Here is a 23,549-nt window from a genome sequence, read left to right as displayed (position 1 = left end):
TATTGAAACCTAAAGTCTCACCTAATAAAATTGTATTGCAACATGTTTATCGGATTAAAGACTTCGGTTTATTTTCATTATAATTTTATAGACCTATTCTATAAATATATTATTTGGCTATTAATGAAAATATTAAAAGCCAAATACATCTATCTTCCTAGATATCCTCCATCAACTGGTATAACAGTACCTGTAATGTAATCACTTGCAGATGAACATAAGAAAACAGTTAATCCTTTTAGATCTTCACCATTACCCCATCTTTTCATAGGTACTCTAATAAAAACTTCCTCAGTTCTTTTTTTATCGTTTATTAAAGCAGTATTAAGCTGAGTATCCATATAACCGGGAGCTATCGCATTAACACATATTCCTTTAGCTGCCCAATCATTTGAAAGTGCTTTTGTTAATTGACTAACACCACCTTTAGAAGCGGCGTAAGCAGGTATGGTTATACCACCCAAGAAACTCATTAAAGATGCAATATTTATTATTTTTCCCCCTCCATTTTCTATCATGTTTTTTGCAACATATTTGCAATAATAGAAAGTGGCATCTAGATTAATAGCAATTACCTTACTCCATTCTTCATCAGGGAAATCTTCGCTAGGGTATCTTCTTTGTATTCCTGCTGAGTTAATTAAAATATCTACTTTTCCTCCTAGTATATCTAATGCAGATTGATATGATTCTTTAATTTCAGATATTTTGCTAATATCTGCTTGTAATGCATCTACTTTAAGACCATCTTTTTTAAATTGCTCGCAAAGGTCAAAAACTTTTTCATCAAAGTCAATAACTACAGTTTGTGCACCTGCTTGAGATATCGCTTCAACCATTGCCTTTCCAAGATCGCCGGCACCACCAACTACGATTGCTTTTTTTCCAGCTAAACTAAATGATTCTAATATATTTGATTTCATATTTATTTATATTTTATCCCATGAATAATCCTCCGTTGACATCTAGAACAGAGCCAGTAGTAAACCCAGCATCATCACTTGCAAAGTAGCAAGCTGCTGCGGCAACTTCTTTTGGTGTTCCAAATCTTTCTAAAGGGAATCTTTCTTTTAATTTTTTTAATACCTCTGGACTACGTGCGGCAGACATATCAGATTCAATAGTGCCCGGTGCAATGCAGTTTACTGTAATTTTTTGTTTAGCAAGTCTTCTAGCTAAACCATAAGTCAATGCTATTATTCCACCCTTAGATGCGCTATAGGCCATTCCGTTTTCAAATCCTCCCATACGCCCAGAATTGGATGATAAATTTATTATTCTCGGATGCTTACTTTTTTCCAAATATTTAATTGATTTTTGAATCATTGTAAATGTACCTCTAAGATTAACGGCCATAACATGATCCCACTCTTCAATAGACGTTTCTTCTATGCTTGCCATATCCAAAATACCAGCACTATTTACAAGAATATCTATCCCACCGAAGTGCGAATTAATACGCTCAAGTGTTTCTTTAACTGATGTTTCATCTGTAACATCACATCTGTATCCAATTACTTTTTTGCCTGTATGGTCAATATTTTTGGCAGCTTTTTTAGCACTGTTCTCAGAAACACTTAAAATGGCTACATTATAACCAATAGTGTAAAATTTTTCGGCAATAGCCAAACCTATATTTCTAGAGCCACCCGTAATAACGGCTGTTTTATTTTCCATATTTTTTATTAATAGTTAATTCTATATGTTAGTATTAAAGGTAGTTTTCTGCATTTATTGTTTCTGGCCATGTTAATATCATGTCATTTCCAGAATTATCTGTAATCACTAGCGTATCTTTAAATTCCGACATTTTAGCATTCAATTCTTCAATTGAATCTGCTACAACATATACACGAGCAAAAACTTGTCTCTCGGTTCCTAGCCATTCCTTTTCAACAACATCACCTTCCTTAAATCTATCTAAAACAAAAATGACATTTTTATCAGCCTTTATTTCAGACATTCCTTTAATAGCATTAATTGTTCCTTCCTTTAAAAGAATCCAAATGGTGCATGCTTTTTTACCCTTAAACATGTAGTCATTCTTTTCAGGGAAATCGTCTTCTCCTAAAACACCGGTAAAGGCAAAATTAATCAGCATTTTTCTATGGTCAAAACCATTAATATGAGCCAAATGAATATGTGGCGCTTCACCCTGCAATCTAAACCCTGGGTCGTAGGCGTAGAAAAAACCATTTTCCACAAAAAATTGAAGATTAAGTATGCCATTTTGAATATTTAATTTTTTGAAAAAATCACATAGTTTTGGGTGTATTTTTTCAAAAAATAAATCTGTGTTTTTGGAAGGATAGATGGCTCCGATACCCACAGGACTAAAATCTCCTTGCATTTTAGTGGTTATTCTGTCATAAGTGGCAGAAAGATATGGGATACCATTTCTAAACGTATAGTAGGCTGCCATATCATCACATTCCATATATTTTTCAACAAGTACAACACCCTTTTTAGAGAACTGTAATGCAGTTTTTACGGATTCTTTAAAATCTTTGTCGTTTCTACAAATTTTCATACCAACGCCACCACCATTATCAACAGGCTTAATCATTACTGGGTATTCAATATGTTTTGGTTTTTCTATACTTGAATTAGTACCCAAATAGGTGCCAGGTATGTCTTGTATGTCAAATTTTTCGCAATATCTTTTAAAGCCATCCTTACTACAAAAAGCCTCAATTGCTTCTTTGGTAGCATAGTTATGCATATTTAACTTTTCGCAAATTTCTCCATAGGGCTTAACCAAAATATCTGCTACACCAACTAAAATACCGTCAACTTTTAGGTCTTTTGCTAATTGAACAATTTTATCAACTTCAAAACCATCTATATCGTAAGTTTCAGATGCATTCTTTTTTGCGGGCGCATCTGGGTTTGGGTCAACTACAATAGTATATATACCCATTGAAATCGCTATATCAACTAAAATGGCTGTTTCAGGATTCCCTCCTAATATTATAAGTTTTTTCATAGGTAAAACCTTATTTTTTAAATGGTAGTTATATTAAATTTCAATAGAATTTAGTTGTTTTGAAATACAAAATCACTATCAAACCCTAATTGAAGAAGTAGTTTACTGATTTCATTTATATCTGTTTTAATTTGCACAATTTTTTTCTCATCAACACCCACCAGACTCAATTCTTTTTTAATGTTTTTATAATACGAGGGATTAATTGTTGCTATGATCAAATAATCATAGTCCGACTTTGTTATGGAACTAATCGGTTTTACATGATTTTCACCAATTTTTAGTTCATGATAATCGATATCTATCCAATTAACAACCTCAAAAAAATTGTTTTTAATATTGGTGGATAGTATGTGTTGTCCGAAAGAACCAGAACTATACACTACAACTCTGGACCTGGATTCCACATTTGAAAATGGATTGAATAGTTGCCCCCCACTTTCATCGTAAATTAATCCACCAGATCTTACCAAAATCTGAGAGTACAGATAATAAGTGATTTGTTCCTTTATATTCTTTTCATCGAGGGACGTTTTAAGTTTCGATTGCAAATAATTCATAAGTAATCCCAACCTATAATATTCAATTTTTGGATTTTCTACAGATTTTACAATAGAATCGTGTCGCTGTCTATAGTAGTAAAGTGGTGTGCTACTTATGACTAAACTTTTACAAATAGTTAAGTAGGAAAAAGTAATTGCGGCATCTTCGCCCATTACAATGGCGTCGGGTACATTAAAAAGAATTTGACTTAACAGTTCCCTTTTAAACAGTTTATTCCAAACGTATGTTGATATCCCATGTTCGCAAAATTCACCATTATAAATAGCATTGGGAAGTATATGGGATTTTAGTTCTTCCTCATTGTAAACGCCGACGTTTTTTGGTTTGATTGTTTCAATTTTTCCGTCAAACTCTCTAAAGTGACCGGTAACAACAAGGTCTGCGTCATTTATGTCAGCAAGTTTAAACATGATGTCCAAATAAAATTTGTCAACCCAATCATCTCCATCTACAAATGTGACGTATTTGCCTTTGGCATTATTTAAACCTTCTTTTCTTGCACTTACAAGTCCTCCGTTTTCTTTATGAATAACCTTAATTCTAGTATCTTTTTTGGCATACTCATCACAAATCTTTGGGCAATTATCAGGACTGCCATCATTTACCAAAATTAATTCGAGGTCTAAAAAAGACTGATTTAAAAGGCTGTCTATACATTTAGGTAAATATTTTTCAATTCGAAAAATTGGAACAATTACACTAATTTTAACAGTGTTCATAAATTTAAATTTTATTTAATTCAATGTAAAATAAACCACCACCGTAAATATCTTTTTTAGATTCAGACTTAGCAGTAGTGACATATAAGTTTGAATGAATATCAAAACAACAAGATGTAACGTTCAGACATGGTAATTTTAGTTCCTTTAGTCTGAATCCATTTAAAGGATTCCATTGAGACACACATCCTCCTCCCCATTCCGCAATCCATAACATACCTTTGTTATCAATACACATTCCATCAGGACTCCCTGCACCTTTAAATGCGATTACGTTTGATTCAAATTGCGCTTCTCCTGTTCTTAAATCATAAGAATACCTTGCTACTTTTTTTGTTGGTGTATCAATAAAGTAGAGTAATTTATTATCTAGTGAGAATGCTAAACCATTAGAAATACTAGTATTTTCAATAATTGTTTTGAATTGCCCCTTATGATATGAAAACACCTTTCCTATATTTTCCTTTACTTCAGGAAATCCCATAGTTCCAATAATAAATCTTCCTATAGCATCTTGGATGCCATCATTATACCTAACTGATTTATCAATATCAATTTGAAAAACAAATTGCTTTTGTAAGGTTGTAAAGTTAATTTCGAAAAATCCATTTTTAGATGCTGCTAAGATTTTTTTTCTTTCTAATATAAAAATACAACTGACTGGGGAATCCAGTTTTATACTTAGAATTTCTTTGGTACTAGCATCATAAAAATAAATTAAATAGTCTAAAATTGATACAAAATAGAGGCAATTATTTTTTTTATCAAATACTGGTCCTTCTAAAAGCTCGGAATTAGAATGAAAAACTAATGATTCAATCATGAATGTTAATTATATGTACTCTCCTCCAGTAACTCTCATGATAGACCCAGTTGTCATAGCAGAATCATCAGAGATAAAGTGCATTACTGCTGGTATAGGGTCAAACCGATTTAGCATACGACCCATTGGAAGAATTTTGGAGGCTTTACTTTTTAATTCTTCTTCACTCATACCCTCTTTAGTCCTCAATTCAATTTCTCCTTCTGTGTTTGTCCAACCCATAACCAAATAATTTGATCGTATTCCATATTTGGCATAATGATGTGCAATGTGATTTGATAAGGTATAAAGAGCATTCTTGGTAAGTGCATAAGGAGCCCTATCGATTTCACCATAATCCATATGGGCTGACCCAAAGAAAACAATGGAACCGGAATTGTTATTAATCATTGACTTTAAAACATGCTTTAATAAGAAAAATGGGGCTTTGAGGTTAATATTAAATACGCTATTGTAAATATCTTCTTCAGTATCCAGTAATGATGCTACTGGTGTAATACCAGCATACAAAATTAAGGCATCAATTTTTCCAAACCGCTTAATGGTCTGGAGGTGAAAATTTTCGATTTCTTCTATACTGTTAAGATCAAGTTCATGAAAATAAAGCTTGTCTTCTGATTGTAGTGATTGGATAATTTGATTGCCTACAGAAGACTTTCTACCACAAAAAGCCACATTGTAGCCTTTTTCTAAACAAGACTTTAGTATTTCATTACCAACACCTGTAGTCCCTCCTAAAATCATTACTGTTTTCATCATCACACTTTAAATTGAAATAATATAACGTACCTCATACTAGTATTATTATTACTTAATTGGCATTAATCATACTCTATTTTACTTTTATAAAGCCAAACCTTCCCGAAATTTTTATTATCCAACGAAAGCCTGACATATTTATCCTATTCACAATTATTAATCTAAAGCCCTTGGCCGCTTTTTAAAACCTATATATTATCCTGTATTATTTTTTTAAGTTGAAAAACTATACAAGTGAATCATTGGTTCTGCTGTTCATTTTTAATAAATTCTTGCATAGTAGCGTTATTCGATGCTGAAATATCAGCTCCCTTGAATACCTTTTTAAAAGTGTTGAAAAATATTTTAACATCAAGTTTCAAAGAGATATGTTCAACATACCAAACGTCGTACTCGAATTTTTTCTTCCAAGAAATTGCATTTCGTCCGTTTACCTGAGCCCATCCGGTAATGCCCGGCCTTACTTTGTGTCGTTTACGTTGTTCTTGGTTGTATCTGGAAAGATATGAAATGAGTAAGGGTCGAGGCCCAATAAGACTCATATCGCCCTTAAGTACGTTCCATAGCTGAGGCAATTCATCCAAGGAACTTTTTCGCACAAATTTTCCAAATTTAGTGATACGCTCCCCATCTGGTAAAAGTATTCCGTCAGGGCCTTTTTTATCGTTCATTGATTTGAACTTTATAATTTTAAAAATCCGTTCGTTTTTACCTGGCCTGTGTTGAATAAAAAAGGGTTTACCTTGGTTTACCACATAAAGGGTCAGGGTAATGACCACCAACAAGGGTAAGGCCAATAGCAAGACAGTAAAAGCCACTAAAAAATCTAATAAACGCTTTATTATAGGGTACATGAGTATTAACTTTTAGGTAACAAACCCTTAACCACATTGGCAAATTGGGCACAGAGAATAGATTTATCATAGGTGCTTTCCGCTAATTTTCTAGCGTTGCTACCCATCAAGGCTAGGTAGTTTGGATTCTTTTTAAGTTCTAGGATTTTATTTGCAAAATCAATTGGCGATTCGGGATCTACATAAATACCACAGTGGTTCGTTTCTACCATAGTTTTTGTCCAACCTTTAGAATTTACAATAATTGGTTTTCCGGCCGACAAAGAATCGAAAAGCTTATTGGGCGAGTTCGTATACAAAATTGGTATATTAGCAAAGGTTACCAAGGTAATATCGCAAAGATTTACCAGATCAGCAGCTTCAGCAATACCAAAACGGCCTAGAAAACGAACATTGTCAAGGTTTTCTTTTTTGCAATATTCCAAGAGCGATTCTATCATCGAGCCGTATCCAATAAAAATAAACTCAATATTCGCGTGGGCTTTTAGCAGCTTCGCGGTATCCAAAATATAATCTATGCCATTGGATAGGCCCATAGAACCGAAGTAAATCAATTTAAAACTTTTATTTTTAAGGTCGTATTTCTCTAAAAGTCCCAAATTATGGGGGCGCGGAAAGAAGTGGTCTATTTTAGACATATTGGGAATCATGGTCACTTTGCTTTGCTTTATACCAGTTTGGAGCACCCCGTCCTCCATACCGGGGGAAAGTGCCACAATATGTGAGGCATTTTTGTAGATACTTTTTTCGAGCCACAAGGCGGCCGATCTTAGGAAAAAATTGTTTAGGGCACCCATTTGTATTGGTACCTCAGGCCAAAGGTCGCGGACTTCAAAGAGGTACATAGTTCCTTTTAGTTTTTTAATGAGCAGAGCGGGTATCCCTATGGTTAGGGGAGTGGAGGTGGCAATCACCAGGGCAATGCTTTTTTGCTTAAAGGCCTCTATAGTGCTTTTCCACATAAACTTCATATAGGCTTGCAATCTTCCCAAGAACCCCATATGTTGGTTGTAATATGCTTTCAAATATATTACGCTAATACCATCTATCGTTTTTTTTGAACCTTCCTCCTCCTTGTTTCGGGTACTGGTAATCATTACCACTTCATGTCCGTTTTTAATTAGTTCCTGACTTATCCAATAGGAACGTGTACTGCCACCGTCTTCTGGGGTATTGAAATATTGGTGGATATAAAGAATTTTCATTGCGTATGTTTTTAATGTGTTTTTAGAATCCCTAATTAAGGCATATAAACCTTAACAAAGCATAAGAAAAATCTTGTATATGATTTCTTAAAATTAATTTTAATAAAGTAAACATACTTGCTTTATTTTCTATGCCTAGCTATAAGGTAGACTTTAGGAAATAGAACTTTTAACCAACCAACTAAATAGAATATAGGATAACGATACGGAAAGAATTTTCGCATAAAAAGTAGCCTAGAATTGAAAGCGATTCCTGTTGGGCTGTATAAATGCGTTAACCGCTCCTTAAAAGTCATTAAATGAAAACTGTGATAGAGTCCTTTGGTATCCCTTTCGCAGGAACCACAATAATTAGGCATTATCAGCACAGGGATGTCGTTTTTTTTACATTTTAAGGTATAATCGTAATCGGCAATACCATGAACATAGCCCTCGGATAAGATACCTACTTTATCTACTACCCCGGCATTTACATACATAATGTTGGCATTGCCCAAATCACATTCCTGAAACCCACCGTCTGGTTTTAAAATTGTAAACTGGTAAAGGAACCGGTTGGTAATTACGGCGCCTCCGTAGGTTAATTTTTCTGTTTCAGGGTCTTTTGTAGAACCAATATAAACCCCTTTTTTTTCATATGTTTTTAAAGCATACTCGTCGGTAAGTGCTATGTCATCAAAAATATTTTCGCTGATAAACGTATCGTCGTTTAGCAAAAGATAACCGTTGTGTTGGTTTTTGATAGCTTCTTTCCAAGAATTGATCATCCCGCCGGCCCAAAACAGATTTCCGTTGCCCTGAAGTATAATTACTTCATGAAATTGTTGCTTTACAGCTACTGTAGTACCGTCTGTAGAACCATCATCTGTTAAGTAAATTGTAATTTGTAAAGGTTGTTTATGGCTATGCCAAGCATTTTTTAAAGATGCCAATGCCTTTAGCGTTTTGGTTTTTCTATTATGTGAGGTGTATAAAACTGCAATGTGATTCATTCAAAATATAGCTTTAAAGAGATATTTTAAACAACGAAATATATGTAGACTTAGTATGAAAGCAAGGTGAAATAATGCATTTTGTCGAACATCCAAGCTACATCCAATTTATAAGGTGTTTGACAAAAGCGACTTGTAGCCTTTAAAAGTCCAGTCTTGTAGACAAGGAGAACATGCATTTACCTAGAGACGTGGCAATATGGCGTAACAGTAAAATTATAAAGCGACTGCCTGGGTATATTGTTCTCTTCAATGATTGTTTCCTGTTATTTAGTATGATATAGCTTTTCCTTAAACTAGAAATGGCTTATCCAGGGTTGGTCTATGGTTTATATACCCTATAGCTATATTGAAATGGAATTAGAAATGACCCTGTCAGCGTGGTCAATGTGTTTGCTGTTTCTCTTCACCAGTAGGGGTTTTTTAAATTAAGAAATCTATTCCTAAGCATATCATTGAGAACGTTTTTTAGAGCTGAGACAAGGCCATTTGACTCAGGTTTGAACCAAATACCTTATTTTAGAAAGAACAATATATTTTTAATCTATAAAGGATTTATGTAAGGTATAATGGGGCAATCGGGGTCTTCCCATCAAATTTATAATGCAAAGTAATTCGGAGTAGGTATAAAATAAATAAAGTAAATTTGCGTTAGTTGACCTAGGATAATTTATTAAATCTACATGAAGATATTACATTTAAATTCCTATTACATTGACAATCACTTGTACGCTCAATTATACACCGAAATTGATGTTGACATCCAACAACGGGTTTATATTCCGATTAAGATTAATCGCGAGCCGGAAAATGAAGTTACCCTGAAACAGACGGAGCTAATTTTTGAAAAGATTATTAAGCCCATTCACAAGTATAATTATTTTGGGAAAATCCAAAAAATTTATAAGTCAATATGTTCCAAGGGGTTGGTAACCGATATTGATTTTATTCATGCGCACAACCTTTTTACCGATGGTGCGCTTGCCTATAAGTTGAAGAAAAAATATAATATTAGTTATATCGTAGCTGTTAGAACTACGGATATAGAATTGCAATATCGACTAATGTGGCATCGTAGGTCTTTTATTCATCGTGTATTGAAAAATGCGGATAGGATTGTGTTTATCTCCAATATGTATCGGGATAAATTATTTGCTATGATGCCTAAATCTTTGGTAGCTGAGCTTTTGCTTAAGGTGCTGGTGATTCCTAATGGAATAGACGATATGTGGCTGAACCAGCTTCAAAAACCAGCGGCAATCCCTTTGGATTATACCGTGAAATTACTATATGTTGGCCAAATTATAGAACGGAAAAATATTTTGCTTTTAATCGAGGCTGTACAACGGCTGAATGCTGCCGGGGAGTATGATTACACGCTAACAATCATTGGACCTGAAGGTAAATCGGAGCCGGACTATTTTAAGGGGTTTGTTGACCTGATACAATCCTTTCCCTGGGTAGACTATAAGGGGAAAATTAATGCTGGGGAGTTTCTTAAACAAGCTTATAGAGCCTGTGACATCTTTGTTATGCCATCAAAATATGAATTATTTGGGTTAGTGTACATAGAGGCATTGTCGCAGGGAAAACCAGTTTTATACTCTAAAGGAGAAGGAATAGACGGATTTTTGAAGAATTACGAGGCAGGAAGAGCGGTAGACCCGGATAATGTTGAAGCTATAGCCTCCGGCATTACATACATTGTGAAGAATTATGAAAACTATACTGATTTTGATGCTTTAATGTTACCCTTTAATTGGAAAAACATTGCAGCAGTTTATAAGAAATTATACGTACGACATGAATAAAATAGAAAAGCTGGTTTATGATGCGGTAAAGAAAAATCAACACCTTAAAGCTGGTATTAGAAATATATATCAAACGGTTTTTGATTTGCTGCCTAATAAAAAAAATTATTCTAAAAATCCCATCCAAGCTAAAGAAGGTTTTTTTTTTGGATTCCATGACGTTTGCCCTTTTTCTTACGACGATAGCAAGCTGTTGGGCAACCAATTGACCATTCCTTTTCGGATGAACACTGCAGAAGACGTACTACATGTGGGCTATTTTGACCATAAAAATGGTGAGTTGGGAGATTATATACAAATAGGAGAGACGCACGCTTGGAACTATCATAAGGGTTGCAGGTTACAATGGGTGGGAAAAGACAAATTGATATATAACGCAGTGGTGGACGAAAAGCAATTGGTGTCTAAGATCTTTGACATTGAAACGCAGCAAGAAACGGTTATTCCTTTTCCTATCGATCATGTATCGCATGACGGTATTTATGCATCTACCTTCAACTACGGCCGATTAGAACGCTATATGCTGGGCTATGGTTATGCCGGTATCACTGAAGAGGGGCATTACAATACCGAAAAAATGCCAGAGCAAACAGGTCTTTTTCTTGGAAATTTAAAAACAGGGGAAAAGGAATTATTAATAAGCCTAAGGGAGCTTACCAAAGTAGGTGAGATGTCTTCGGGTTTTGAGAATTGTTTTCATTACGTAACCCATTCTTTGTTTTCCTCGGATAACAGATATATTTCTTTTTTACACCGTTGGGTAGACGAGTTCGATACCTTCAACAGGCACTCTAGGCTTGTAAGTTATGATCGCCAAGAGAAAAAATGTTATATAGCACCTACCAACGATATGGTGTCACATTACGTTTGGAACAATCAAAATCAAATTGTGGCGTATTGCCGGATTGGAGATATAGATTGCCATGTTTTATTTAAGGAACCTACCCTCCAAGACTATCAGATAGTAGCGTATCCCCAATTGAACTCGGATGGTCACCAAAGCTTTATTACCTCTAGTTCTTTTGTGACCGATACCTACCCTAATCGCTCCCGAATGGCTAATTTATATAAAGTAGATGCTACTACTAATGCCGTGGAGCATCTAGCCTCTTTAAAATCGTTTAAGAAGTTTCAATCCCAAGCTTTTAAGCATTGGAGTTGTGATTTTCATCCCCGAATGAATCGCAATAGCGACGTAGTGTGTTTTGATTCAGTACATACAGGCCAAAGAGCCCTTTGTGTAATGAAAATCACTTAAATTTATATTTTATCCAAACTGCATTAGACACGGTTTCTTAACTAATATATGTTTGAATCAACGAATTTTGTGTCTTAACCCATTATAAGGGTGTTCTTTGCACCTTGATTTATAAAATAATTTTTTATGAGGATTACAAAATTAGATGGTTTAAGAGGTTTGTTTAGCTTAATGGTAGTTTTTTTTCATTTGCGTGCATTTACAATGCCAGATTGGCTTTATAACAGTTTTATAATTCGCGAATCTTGGTCTTTTGTAGATTTTTTCTTCGTTTTATCAGGTTTTGTCATTAGTTATAATTATTCAAATTTAACTAGCTACAAAGATTTTTGGTCTTATATGAAGAAACGCTTTATCCGATTATATCCTCTACTAATTTATTCTGTAACCGTATATTTTATTTTTGATTTGATTTTCAATTTTATCTTTCCAGAATTTGTTGAAAATGTAGACTCTTTTTCTGAACTATTAATACGTTATTTTGATTCTATCTTATTTATGAATTCAACACCGATATTAGGTAATACAGGAGGCATTAATGGCCCTTCTTGGTCTATCTCGGCTGAGATGATTTCTTATTTTGTTTTTGGTTTGGTCTCTATTTTGGCTATAAAATCAAAGCAAAATTTGATATTGCTTGCTATCATAATAATTGGTTTCGCAATTTTGGTACACAATAAATATTTTGGTATATTTTTAGATTTTCGATTTGTTAGAGGTCTAGTGGCATTTAATTTAGGGTATTTTGTTTGGTTTTTGTCTAAATATAAATTTAATCTTCATAATGTATGGGAGTATATAGGTTTTATTGGCTTAGGCGTATTGTTCTTTATTGTAAATAGCTATACAGGTGTACAAAAAAGTATCATTGCCATTTTGGCCTATCCAATCTATTTTTCTCTATTTATTTTGATTTTTATTCAAACAAGTGGTAAGTTGAGCAAATTAATGGATTCAAATATATTTACATTTTTGGGTAAAATATCATACTCTGTTTATTTGAATCATTTTATTTTAATATTATTGATTCCAACGGCAGCTTTTAAATTAGTAAAAATAGAAATGACGGCATTAAATCAGCTAATGGTGCTTTTAGTTACACTTAGCATAACCTTATTTTATAGCCAACTAACCTATACTTTTATTGAACTTAAAGGTGGTAAATGGTTGAAAAATAAGTTTTTCAAGCAATAACAACGACGTTGTTAATCAGGTGCTGTATATTTTTCTATAAAAGTATGTGTCATTCCTTGATACATGCAAAATAAATCGAAAATAAAAATAAATTTTCCAGAATTATTTCAACAAAATTCAGAAAAAAACTAATTAAATTGTAGACAGTATTTGTGAATAAATCAACAGCGTATATTTTTTCAACCGTTTAAAATTCAGTTTTTTTAGTTGGAACCTAATGGTCAAAATAATTAGTGATATAAATAAAATCACCTCTGTATATCTAGTAGCGTCCAACAATATATTATGAGAATATCCAAAATCTTTTATTTTCTAACCAAATAGATTATTAATAATAAGGCCAGTAATACGCTTAAGGTCATAGGAAGTACTTTTGGATTTTGAAATAATTGAAATATTAAACATGTCCACTATATAAAGCTAGGTACGTGCAAGGCTATTTGCCCTGAAAAAGATTCAGGTAAAAACAGTTTAGGATGAATGTTACTTCTATTTGGAGAACTTTTTTAACAAAAGAAAGGTATTTTCCTTTTGCCACCACTTTAATATTTGCTCTGTTTTGAGGGGTTAATAAAAGAGGAAAAAGATAGAGGGTATTCAATAAACCCCAAATGATAAAAGTCCAGTTGGCAACGTGCCAAAAGCCACTAACCGAAAAAAATGATAAAGGTATTACGCAACTTCATCCATGCACCCTCTTTGTTGCCCCCAAGAGGGATATAGGCGTAATCTCTGAACCACACGGATAGGCAGATGTACCCCCTTATCCAAAATTCAGCTATATCCCTTGAAAAGTAGGAAAACTAAAAATTTGACATTAATTCAAATACCTTGGAGGCCCCAATCGCAATGTTTGAATAGCTACTAAAATCACAGTAAATGTATATTACAAAATGAATAGTGCCCAACGCCAAAAGGTTCCACCGTTGTATTCTAAATATTTTTTAAAATGGTCATCTAAATATGACGCTGATGAATCTGCAATGACCATTTTTTTAAGCAAGCCCAAAGAATGAACCGAAACCCTTGAACGCTTCTGCCGTAACTAAAATTTCTCCTTTGTAAGTTTGGGGTAAAAGGTTTGTGGCTCTTTCTATGGTTCCTTCTACCAATTTTAAAAATAATAATTGTTTAATTTAATATCTATAAATTAGATTCTTGGATATTGTAGTTGTTGTTCAGTGATTTTTGTAAGTTGAATACTTGTTTTATATGCAAGCATTCATATTACAGTAAATTATGCGATATTTTTTAAGTGTTTTAATAGAATTATTTTTAATTGTTAAAAGAGAAAACTAATTAACAAATGGAATATATAGGTTGAATTATAATAATTAAATCAAAATAACCAATATGAAAACTTAGAATTATATGAATAATCTAAAATTTAGAAGACAGTTCTTACTATCTCCAAAACCAACAGAAGTATTGTCCAATTGGCAAGTTAGAAATTGTGGAGAAAGCTATTTATATGTGCATCCCGATTTAGAATTGAATTACTTACAAAAAGAAAATAAAACATTTATCCTTTTAGGATATTGGTTAAATCCACATTGCGGCGATAAAACCAATGAAGAACTTTTAGAGGAAATTGCTAACCGTAATGCTAATGAAGAAGATTTTTTTGAATACCTAAATAAACTTGTAGGTCGTTTTGTTTTGATTACCAAAACTAATGAAACATATAAAGTATTTCATGACGCCTGTGGTCTTAGGACTGTTTATTATAGCAGGAATGAGGATGGAATGCATCTAGCTTCACAACCGGAACTTTTCAAGTTGATATTTGATTTGGTCGAAAGTCCCGAGCGGGTAGAATATGTTCAATCCCAATATGTAAAAAATACGAAAGAACACTGGTTACCCTGCGGAATTACTCTTCTCCAAAATGTTTGCCAATTACTGCCAAATTTTTATTTTGACACAGCTTTAAATAAAGAAATTCGATACTGGCCAAACGCAAAACATAAAATTGTAACAAGAACTCGTGAGGAGGGAGTAACAGCACTTGCGAATTTACTCAGTAAGACTATGAAAGTTGCTAATAATCGTTTTGAATTAGCGGCAGCAATGACCGCTGGATTAGATTCTCGACTTTTGTTAAGTGCCACTAAAAATATTGCCAAGGATGTCTTTTTTTATACACTTAAGTACAGAAATCTCAACAGTGATTCAGCTGATATTAGCATTCCAAGAAAGGTACTAGAAAACCAAGGATACACCCACAATGTAATCGATTGCACAGAAAAAGCTGATGAGTCTTTCTTAAAATTATATAAAGAAAATACCTCAAATTCTCATCTTGATGATTGGGGTACTATAGCTTGGGGCATTAGCAAGAGTTTTCCAGCTAAACGAATAGCGGTTAGGGGTAATTGTGTTGAAATTGGTAGGTCAGCTTATTTTATAAAATGTAAATTGAATGGGGTTATAACTGCTGAACAAATTAAAAATATCGTTCCAGGATGGAGAGATTTAAGTTTTGTAGAGCAGGAACTTTCAAACTGGATTAAAAGTGTACCTAATGTTGAAAAATTAGGTTACGATATTAGAGACCTATTTTATATGGAACATAGGGTTGGAAGTTGGCAAGCACAAAGCCAGTTGGAATGGGATATAGCGCAAGAGATTTTTATACCATTTAATAACAGGGAAATCATAGATATAATGTTAAGTGTGGATTCCCAATTCAGAAATAATCAAAACGATTCTTTCTTTACAGAAACTGTAAAATTATTATGGCCGGAAGTATTATCAGCACCTATTAATCCGATATCAAAAAAGGAAAAAATAAAAGGGTACATTAAATCCACTTTAATTTCATTTGGCCTTTTTGAAAGGATTAAAAAATTTTAAAATGGCAACGTTTAGAGATGTAAATAGGATGTTTTAATTTTTTTAGTTATTTTTTTTTAAATAATTATTGATAATACCTTGAAAAAGGCAATAGACTGTAAACAAAAAGAAAAGACCCTCCATAACTGGCTCTACAAAGAAGATAAGCATGGAAGCCATCGTAAAAATTAACATCGTTGTATTCAAGAGCAGTTCTTTGGGAGCCTTCCGTACCGCCTTAAGGGTGTTTCGTAAAGAACCTAGAGTGAAAATCAGCAAAAGTCCGAAGGGAATAATTCCGGCATAGCGAGCTACATCCAACCAAAGGTTATGAGCATAACGTACATTGGGTCCTTGCCATCCTAGAGGATGAGTGAATAAATTTTCAAGGCCTTGTAACCATAATGCTGAGCGTCCACCGGCACTGGATATATTACCACTTTCTTGCAAACGAGAACCTAAGACCGAGAAATAATCCGCATTCAAATTTAACGGCACAAATTTTAAAATTAAAGCAGTAATAAATAACAAAAATAAAAATAATTTCGTGTTTGCTTTTACCGTTTGTTTGGGGATTATAAACAACAAACTTAGCACAATGGAAAGAAAACAAATGACCAATTGTGTGCGACTGCCCAAACGAAATACACTTAGTAAAGAGATTATAAAAATTACCCCGACTATACTTTGCATTAACCAGGGTATTTTTCGTTCCTTAATTAAATAAATAATAGGAAGACACATATTAAAGGTGAGGTAGGCGGACATTAATGTAGCTTTAGTCTCTTTACCATCCCAAAACAGTGGAACTTCTCGATTAAGCTGAACAAATCCTCCCTCTCTTAGGTTGATGACCACAGAAATTAATGGTGACAAAGAAAATAGAAACCCAATTGTAAAAAATAAAAATACCAAGTGGCCTGTTGTCATACCATCTATTACTAGATACTTCCCAAATAGATAAAAGAAACCAGGGAAAAGGGCATATATAAAAATAAGTTGTATCCCACTTTTTTGATTCATAGCGTAAAATAAAGCATAAGTAATCGCAAAAAGGCTAAGAAATACAAAATCCCTATCTAAGTAATGAATCAATTTCTTCCCATTCAGTAATAGGGACAATATTAAAAGATAACCGAACAAAAATCCCATACTATATGGATTTATCAAGTACAGAACAAAGGGTATAATATAGATTAGACCGATTTTTTGAAGATAATTCCACATTTTCATAGTCCCAGTTTTTTTAAACCACGGTTAAATTGCTCCTTTAGCAATTGGAATAGAACAATTTTTGCTTCATTGCGATTTAAACTTTTAATGTCGTACATAATTTTACGGTAGACATCCTCTTTAAAACTATTTTTGTCTGCTATTTGAGCTTCATATAAAAACAGGTCATTACCCGTATTACTCACCAGAATATTGGCTTCATGGGGTTTTAAGGATTTCCCAAATTTTCTAATGATTTTAAAGGGCAGTATTTTGCACGTTAAGATATATCTTTTATCAGTCTGATTGTTTTTTTTACCATAGAGATTGGTATGTAAGTCTGCTTCTTTTAGGTTTAAATATAAATGTAATTTTCTATTTTCATAAAAAACATCATAGACACTAGAACTTTCTTTAAGGGTGCTGAATTGAAATTGGGGGTCCTTGCTAAAGTCAAGAGGTATTTGAAAAGTGGTAGTGTCTTTTCCTACATGCGTACCCATATCACTAAAATTAGTGGTGTAAGAAGCTCTAGGATAAAGGAAATAAGTATCCGTTTCCACCAAATAAGCTATAAAGTATTTAAGCCAAGATTTTTCTGACCAACGGGTTACGTTATCCGGTAGGCTAGGGTGAGGCTCCAAAACCTCCTGTGTTATATACCATGCATAAAAAGATTCCCATTGAATTTTTGTCCAGGCCTGACCCCAAGAAGATGCGAATTGAAAATACCAATTGTCATAACCATCTAGTAAAGGAGAGAAATTACTACGACTATGAACATTAAACTGATGACTATAAAGGGATATGCCAGCGATATAGGGTTTATTATTAGCAAATTGCAATGCCTCAGAAGTATATTGATAGTAATTGGGAGAAACATAAAGGTCGTCCTCTAAAATTATAGCTGCTCCAAAAGTAACTGCATACGCACCACATTGTAAGATGTGGTTTCGTAAGCCTAAGTTTTCTTTTTGGTATTCTACTTTTTTTGTGCCGTGCTTCCATTTAAACGCGTTGGCAACCTGTACAACATCATAATTATCAGAAGCACAATCAATGCTAATAATCAAAGGAATATCAGCTTTTGGGTAGCTAGCATTACCTACACTTTTGAGTAAGCGTTGCAGCGAATTTTTACGGTTATACGCAACAATAACTATGGCGAGCTTAGTGGTCATCAGATGCGTTAAGGTATTTCATGAATTTTTCAATATCAGCGAACAAATGGGCATTTTTGGTAATCCAATCCTGCGGCTTCTCCCACCATTTATATCCTTTTAAAAAAATAATTTGAGCCTCAGTAAAGCGGTATTTGATAAGTTTGGCCGGTACCCCACCAACGATACTATAGGGTGCTATATTTTTTGTCACTATTGATCCTGCCGCAACTATGGCTCCATCACCAATCTGAACTCCATCCAAAATTCGCACATCGGCTCCTATCCAAACATCGTTCCCAATAGAAATGGTATAAGGGGAACCTTTTGAAATAGGTTCCGCAAACTCCGAAAAAAGTTGCTTTTTGGCATAGGTAAACCCTGTCTGTCCCCAAGTGGAAAATAAAGATGGGTGCGTAGAAACGATTTGTTTGGTTGGGTGATTTCCAAAAATACAAATAACCCTTGGTCCTATGGAGCAGTATCTGCCTATTTTGGTTTTTGCTATTTTTGAGTCATTGGCAACATAAGAGCCAAAACCCAAATACGAATTGGTCACGGTGGTATGATGATTTATGAAATTATGCCCTTCCAACACCACAGAAAATCCAAGAAATACTGATTTTCCTAACTTTAGTTTTATCCTATGCTGTTGGCGTTTTTTATAAATATAATTTGCCAATTGTAAGGACCAATTCCATCTTAAGATTAGACTTTTTAACATTTTTTAAAATTATAAATAAATACCTATGATATTTACTTTTTCAATTCTTTAATTTTTTGAATTAAATATTTAAGCTCTTTAATTTTCAATAACCTAATCATTAAAAGATAAGTTGAAATACCGACTAAAGGTCCAAAAACTAGCTTTAGAATATTATTTTCTATTCCTATAGTAGTAAAGTAGACAATAATCGCCATAACGAGCCCGGCAATAAAGAAAGGTAGTACATCCCTTAGTTGTTTAAAAGCTCCGTAGTTCATCAGTTTGCCTGGGTAATAGCTATTTATGAAATAGTGAATAGCAGTTGATAGCAGTTCCGCTAAAGCAATATAGATAATACCAAACTTAATGGATAACATCACCAAAATTATCCGAACAGTAATTTTTAAAAATTGTTGTCGTAATGCCAAATCAGTACGTCCGATAATATATAATAAGTTTACATTGATACTGCATATTAGTGTAATCAGACGAGCAATACAGAAAATTTGCATAATAGGTACCGCCATAATCCATTTATCTGTTAATAGTACTTGTATGATTGGCTTTGATAAAATAAATAACCCAAAGAATATGGGAATAGTAATTAATGCATTTAATCGTATGATTTGTTTTACATGCCGCACCAGTAAATCCATATCATTTTGGACCGTTGCTAAGCCAGGTAGTAAAACTCGGTCAAGTATTGATCTTAAGCCACTTGAGAAAAAATTAGTAAACTGGGTTCCGCGTGTGTAAAAGCCCAAATTCTTAGTGGAAAGATATTTGCCTATAAGTAAGGAAGATAAATCACTGACAATACGCTCCAATAGAGAAGATACTAGTAATTTGGAGCCGTAGGAAAATAATTTTTTAAAAGACTTTTTTGAAAAGACAAAAGAAGGTCGCCAAGAGTTAAAAATCCAAACCATCACTACCATAGTAATAGAATTAATTAGCGTTTGGGCTACAAGTGCCCAAACACCATAACCATGATATGCCATATAAACGGCAATAAGACCAGAAAAAATAGTAGAAGCAAAATTGATTTTACTAATTGTTTTAAAATCTAAGGTGATGGATATTAACGTATAAGGAACGGAGTAAAAAGCATTGATTATGAGGGATAAAGCTAAAACTTTAAGAAGTGATGAAATAATTTCTAAGTTATAGAAACTTGCAATGTATGGGGCTGCAATCCAAAGTACACTGTAGGATATTAAACTGATGGCAATATTAAATACAAAAACGGTAGAAATATCTGCATCGGTTCTTTCTTGATTTTGAATAAGTGCTACTGTAAAACCACTATCCATAAATACTTTGGAAATTGTAATAAAAACTAATAATAGTCCAACCGTACCATATTCAGTGGGTGTGAGTAACCTCGCTAAAATAATACCCAAGATAAACTGTACGGTTTGGGTAGAGAGTTTGTCTACGGCACTCCAAAGCACACCCGTGAACATTTTTTTTCCTAAACTCATATTGTTCGTTATATCCGGGGTTTATTCTTACTTAGGGACAATTATTCTTTCATTTGAAATTATTGGCAGCCTTTTAGATACCAAGAATAAACTTCACCCACACCTTTTTCCAATAACATGGTATGCTTCCAACCTAACTTATTTAATTTAGTTACATCTGTGAGTTTTTTTAAGGTGCCATCTGGCTTGTCACGATTAAAATAAAGGGTTCCGCTAAAGCCTATTTGTTTCTGTATTAGCAAAGCTAAATCTGAAATAGATATATCTTCGCCAGTACCAATATTTATATGCGTATTTCGGATTTCTTTGCTACCGCTAGGATAGGTGTCCATAAAATTTTGATTTTCCATCAAGAATACACAAGCATCGGCCATATCTTCTGACCATAAAAATTCTCTCATGGGTTTTCCGGAGCCCCAAATTTCTACTTGTACCTTGCCATCGGTAGATTGGCTCAAGCCAAACTTAGCTAGTACCTCTAGTATAGTATCCTTATCTGCTTTACCATTTATCCCATCTATGGGTAGGTGGTTTATGTTGGCCCTTATGGATTCCCAATTATTATTTTCTAAAGCTTTGCCTAAATGAATTTTACGTATCAAAGCTGGCATAACATGTGATTTTTCTAAATCAAAATTATCATGTGGGCCGTATAAATTGGTCGGCATTACTGCCATAAAGTTAGTATCGTACTGTAAATTATAACTTTCGCACATTTTTATACCAGCAATTTTTGCAATTGCATAGGGCTCGTTGGTATATTCTAAAATATCAGTCAACAAATAGTCCTCCTTCATAGGTTGTGGACAAGCTTTGGGATAAATACAAGTACTACCCAAAAATAATAATTTTTTCACCTTATTTAGATAAGCATGATGTATCACATTGTTTTGAATCATCAAGTTCTCATAAATAAACTCACCTCTATACCTATTATTTGCTACAATCCCGCCCACTTTTGCTGCTGCTAGAAACACATAGTCGGGTTTTTCTTCAATAAAAAAAGTGGATACAGCTGTCGTGTCTGTTAAATCCAATTGTTTGTGCGTACGAACCACTAAATTGGAATAGCCCTTGGTTTTTAGATTTTTCACGATTGCCGTGCCAACTAACCCACGATGGCCAGCCACGAAAATTTTTGAATTTTTTTCCATTACTATTATTCAAAATAATTTAAAATTCGATACCCACTCTCTTTCAAATACTGATCTTTTTGCATTAATTTTAAATCGCTTTTTACCATATCACTTACCAAATCGGCCAAATCATATTCTGTTTGCCATCCTAATTTGGTCCGTGCTTTGGTCGCGTCTCCTATGAGTAACTCAACTTCTGTTGGTCTAAAGTATTTTGGGTCTACCGCCAAGACTTCTTTTCCTATGGGTAATTGATATTTTTCGTTGCTACAATTTTTTATAAACCCCTTTTCATTAACGCCTTCTCCCTTAAATTCTAGTGCAATACCTGCTTCTGCAAAGCTTAGGCGCACAAATTCGCGTACGGTCGTAGTTTTGCCAGTAGCAATCACCCAATCCTCGGCTTCATCTGCTTGTAAAATCATCCACATCATACGCACATAATCCTTGGCATGGCCCCAGTCTCTTTGAGCATCCAAGTTTCCTAAATAAAATTGATCTTGTAAGCCTAAGGCGATACGCGCTGTAGCTCTGGTGATTTTTCTGGTCACAAAAGTTTCTCCTCGAATAGGGGATTCATGGTTAAATAATATACCATTGCAAGCGAACATGCCATAGGCTTCCCTATAATTTACGGTAATCCAATACGCGTACATTTTTGCCACTGCATAGGGGCTTCTGGGATAGAAAGGAGTGGTTTCTGATTGTGGCACTTCCTGTACCTTACCATAGAGTTCCGAAGTGGAGGCCTGGTAGATTCGTGTTGTTTTTTCCAGACCTAGAATCCGAACAGCGTCCAAAATCCGCAACGTACCTATACCATCGGCATTGGCCGTATATTCTGGAATTTCAAAGGACACATGAACATGGCTCATGGCTGCTAGGTTATAAATTTCATCGGGTTGTATTTCCTGAATCAATCGGATAAGATTGGTGCTGTCCGTCATATCCCCGTAGTGGAGTATGAAGTTTCTGTCTTCAACATGGGGGTCTTGGTATAAATGATCAATACGGTCTGTATTAAGCAAAGATGATCGCCTTTTAAGACCGTGAACTTCGTAGCCTTTTTTTAAAAGGAATTCACTTAGATAGGCTCCGTCTTGGCCTGTTACTCCAGTAATGAGGGCTTTTTTCATTGTATATTATGGTTAAAATGTCAAATTTGATTCAAATTCAGTAAAATTGAAATATATTTCAAGCTCAACAACATCTATAATAAAAACTTAGAATGTACGAGAGATTGAAACAAAACTATCATAATTAGAAAACAGGAAAGTTTCGGATTTATTGCACACGGTCCTCGTGGTTATTTCAAATCAAATATTTAGGGAGTATATTAAATTGAACCAGTTAAATAAGCCTTCTATTTGATTTACATAGTTTGCTTTTAAGGCTTTAGATAATATTTTGATTTTGAGTACTTTAATTCAGACAAATCTTGTTACAATATGGATTTTTTTTAGTTCAAAACCATATGGCTCAAATTACAAGTAATGGAGAATTGGTTTATTAAAAGTTCAAAAGGGAAATAAGTTAGCAGTTTTAGATGAAAACTGGTTGAACTACCTGATTTAATTCATAATTCAGACCAAGCAATATTAACTTTCATAGACCTTGTCTAAAAAGGTAATCGCGTTACCACAATTAGGGGATATCGCACTACCCCAAAAACAGGCATAAAGATAACATCAAGAAAGAAAAATTATAAATTTTAATCTTTAGTCCGAGTAATTTGAAAATTTTCTGATAAAAGTGATTTTTATTTCGCCTTTTACTTCTGCTAAAAAGGCTTAAATACAATTTTTTCGCACTGAAAAGCTATAATGATGTTCACCTAATAAACGTATACAG

At 33.9% G+C, this 23,549-nt stretch carries 18 protein-coding genes and 1 pseudogene; 4 read left to right on the top strand and 15 right to left on the bottom strand.

What is annotated here, in order from left to right; translation table 11 throughout:
• Positions 1 to 149: 149 nt before the first annotated feature.
• From Q360_RS0113270 to Q360_RS23290, 9 genes are all read right to left on the bottom strand, one after another.
• A complete protein-coding gene (locus Q360_RS0113270) occupies positions 150 to 923 on the bottom strand; it encodes an SDR family oxidoreductase (protein WP_027077525.1) in 774 nt (257 codons plus the stop codon).
• A 13-nt stretch (positions 924 to 936) separates the two neighbouring features.
• Positions 937 to 1,677 (bottom strand): SDR family NAD(P)-dependent oxidoreductase, encoded by a 741-nt coding sequence (locus Q360_RS0113265; protein ID WP_027077524.1) that lies wholly within the window; start codon positions 1,675 to 1,677, stop codon positions 937 to 939.
• A gap of 34 nt (positions 1,678 to 1,711) precedes the next feature.
• Positions 1,712 to 2,986, bottom strand: coding sequence for an ATP-grasp domain-containing protein (locus tag Q360_RS23300; RefSeq protein ID WP_036195946.1), 1,275 nt, complete (start codon positions 2,984 to 2,986; stop codon positions 1,712 to 1,714).
• Positions 2,987 to 3,036: 50 nt separating this feature from the next.
• Positions 3,037 to 4,269, bottom strand: a complete 1,233-nt coding sequence (locus Q360_RS0113255; protein ID WP_027077523.1) for a glycosyltransferase family 2 protein — start codon at positions 4,267 to 4,269, stop codon at positions 3,037 to 3,039.
• Between the two features lie 4 nt (positions 4,270 to 4,273).
• Positions 4,274 to 5,092: an SMP-30/gluconolactonase/LRE family protein gene (locus Q360_RS0113250; protein ID WP_027077522.1), complete on the bottom strand. Its 819-nt coding sequence runs from the start codon at positions 5,090 to 5,092 to the stop codon at positions 4,274 to 4,276.
• 9 nt (positions 5,093 to 5,101) lie between these two features.
• Positions 5,102 to 5,851 (bottom strand): SDR family NAD(P)-dependent oxidoreductase, encoded by a 750-nt coding sequence (locus tag Q360_RS0113245; protein WP_245603260.1) that lies wholly within the window; start codon positions 5,849 to 5,851, stop codon positions 5,102 to 5,104.
• Positions 5,852 to 6,090: 239 nt separating this feature from the next.
• Complete coding sequence (locus Q360_RS0113240; protein ID WP_027077520.1) at positions 6,091 to 6,705, bottom strand: sugar transferase; 615 nt, start codon at positions 6,703 to 6,705, stop codon at positions 6,091 to 6,093.
• Positions 6,706 to 6,710: 5 nt separating this feature from the next.
• Positions 6,711 to 7,910 carry a glycosyltransferase family 4 protein gene (locus Q360_RS23295; protein WP_051554719.1) on the bottom strand — a complete coding sequence of 400 codons (1,200 nt, stop codon included), beginning with the start codon at positions 7,908 to 7,910 and terminating at the stop codon, positions 6,711 to 6,713.
• Positions 7,911 to 8,032: 122 nt separating this feature from the next.
• Complete coding sequence (locus Q360_RS23290; RefSeq protein ID WP_036195944.1) at positions 8,033 to 8,902, bottom strand: glycosyltransferase family 2 protein; 870 nt, start codon at positions 8,900 to 8,902, stop codon at positions 8,033 to 8,035.
• 683 nt (positions 8,903 to 9,585) lie between these two features.
• Here Q360_RS23290 and Q360_RS0113225 point away from each other — a divergent pair.
• The 4 genes from Q360_RS0113225 (at position 9,586) to Q360_RS0113200 (ending at position 16,021) form a co-directional block, all read left to right on the top strand.
• Complete coding sequence (locus Q360_RS0113225; RefSeq protein WP_027077519.1) at positions 9,586 to 10,713, top strand: glycosyltransferase family 4 protein; 1,128 nt, start codon at positions 9,586 to 9,588, stop codon at positions 10,711 to 10,713.
• Positions 10,706 to 11,971, top strand: a complete 1,266-nt coding sequence (locus Q360_RS0113220) for a hypothetical protein (protein WP_027077518.1) — start codon at positions 10,706 to 10,708, stop codon at positions 11,969 to 11,971. The genes Q360_RS0113225 and Q360_RS0113220 overlap by 8 nt, the downstream gene beginning before the upstream one ends.
• A gap of 126 nt (positions 11,972 to 12,097) precedes the next feature.
• Positions 12,098 to 13,165 carry an acyltransferase family protein gene (locus tag Q360_RS0113215; protein WP_027077517.1) on the top strand — a complete coding sequence of 356 codons (1,068 nt, stop codon included), beginning with the start codon at positions 12,098 to 12,100 and terminating at the stop codon, positions 13,163 to 13,165.
• Positions 13,166 to 14,536: 1,371 nt separating this feature from the next.
• Positions 14,537 to 16,021: a hypothetical protein gene (locus Q360_RS0113200; protein WP_027077516.1), complete on the top strand. Its 1,485-nt coding sequence runs from the start codon at positions 14,537 to 14,539 to the stop codon at positions 16,019 to 16,021.
• A 42-nt stretch (positions 16,022 to 16,063) separates the two neighbouring features.
• Here the strand turns inward: Q360_RS0113200 and Q360_RS0113195 are convergent, their stop codons facing one another.
• From Q360_RS0113195 to gmd, 6 genes and pseudogenes are all read right to left on the bottom strand, one after another.
• A complete protein-coding gene (locus tag Q360_RS0113195) occupies positions 16,064 to 17,233 on the bottom strand; it encodes an O-antigen ligase family protein (RefSeq protein ID WP_156950114.1) in 1,170 nt (389 codons plus the stop codon).
• Complete coding sequence (locus Q360_RS23285; RefSeq protein ID WP_051554718.1) at positions 17,230 to 18,393, bottom strand: glycosyltransferase family 2 protein; 1,164 nt, start codon at positions 18,391 to 18,393, stop codon at positions 17,230 to 17,232. Before Q360_RS23285 ends, Q360_RS0113195 begins: the two co-directional genes overlap by 4 nt.
• 123 nt (positions 18,394 to 18,516) lie before the next feature.
• Positions 18,517 to 18,679, bottom strand: a pseudogene (locus Q360_RS27450) (DapH/DapD/GlmU-related protein); the annotation flags it as partial.
• A 449-nt stretch (positions 18,680 to 19,128) separates the two neighbouring features.
• Positions 19,129 to 20,544, bottom strand: coding sequence for a lipopolysaccharide biosynthesis protein (locus tag Q360_RS0113180; protein ID WP_262493225.1), 1,416 nt, complete (start codon positions 20,542 to 20,544; stop codon positions 19,129 to 19,131).
• 77 nt (positions 20,545 to 20,621) lie between these two features.
• Entirely contained in the window at positions 20,622 to 21,716 is a 1,095-nt protein-coding gene (locus Q360_RS0113175) for a GDP-L-fucose synthase family protein (RefSeq protein ID WP_027077512.1), read from the bottom strand.
• Between the two features lie 5 nt (positions 21,717 to 21,721).
• The gene (gene gmd / locus Q360_RS0113170; protein ID WP_027077511.1) at positions 21,722 to 22,834 is read right to left on the bottom strand and encodes a GDP-mannose 4,6-dehydratase; all 1,113 of its coding nucleotides are present in this window, start codon (positions 22,832 to 22,834) and stop codon (positions 21,722 to 21,724) included.
• Between the last annotated feature and the right edge of the window lie 715 nt (positions 22,835 to 23,549).

Source organism: Maribacter antarcticus DSM 21422 (assembly GCF_000621125.1).
Taxonomy (GTDB): domain Bacteria; phylum Bacteroidota; class Bacteroidia; order Flavobacteriales; family Flavobacteriaceae; genus Maribacter; species Maribacter antarcticus.
The sequence above is the reverse complement of the archived record's forward strand: the minus strand, read 5'-3'. Positions and strand labels throughout refer to the sequence as shown.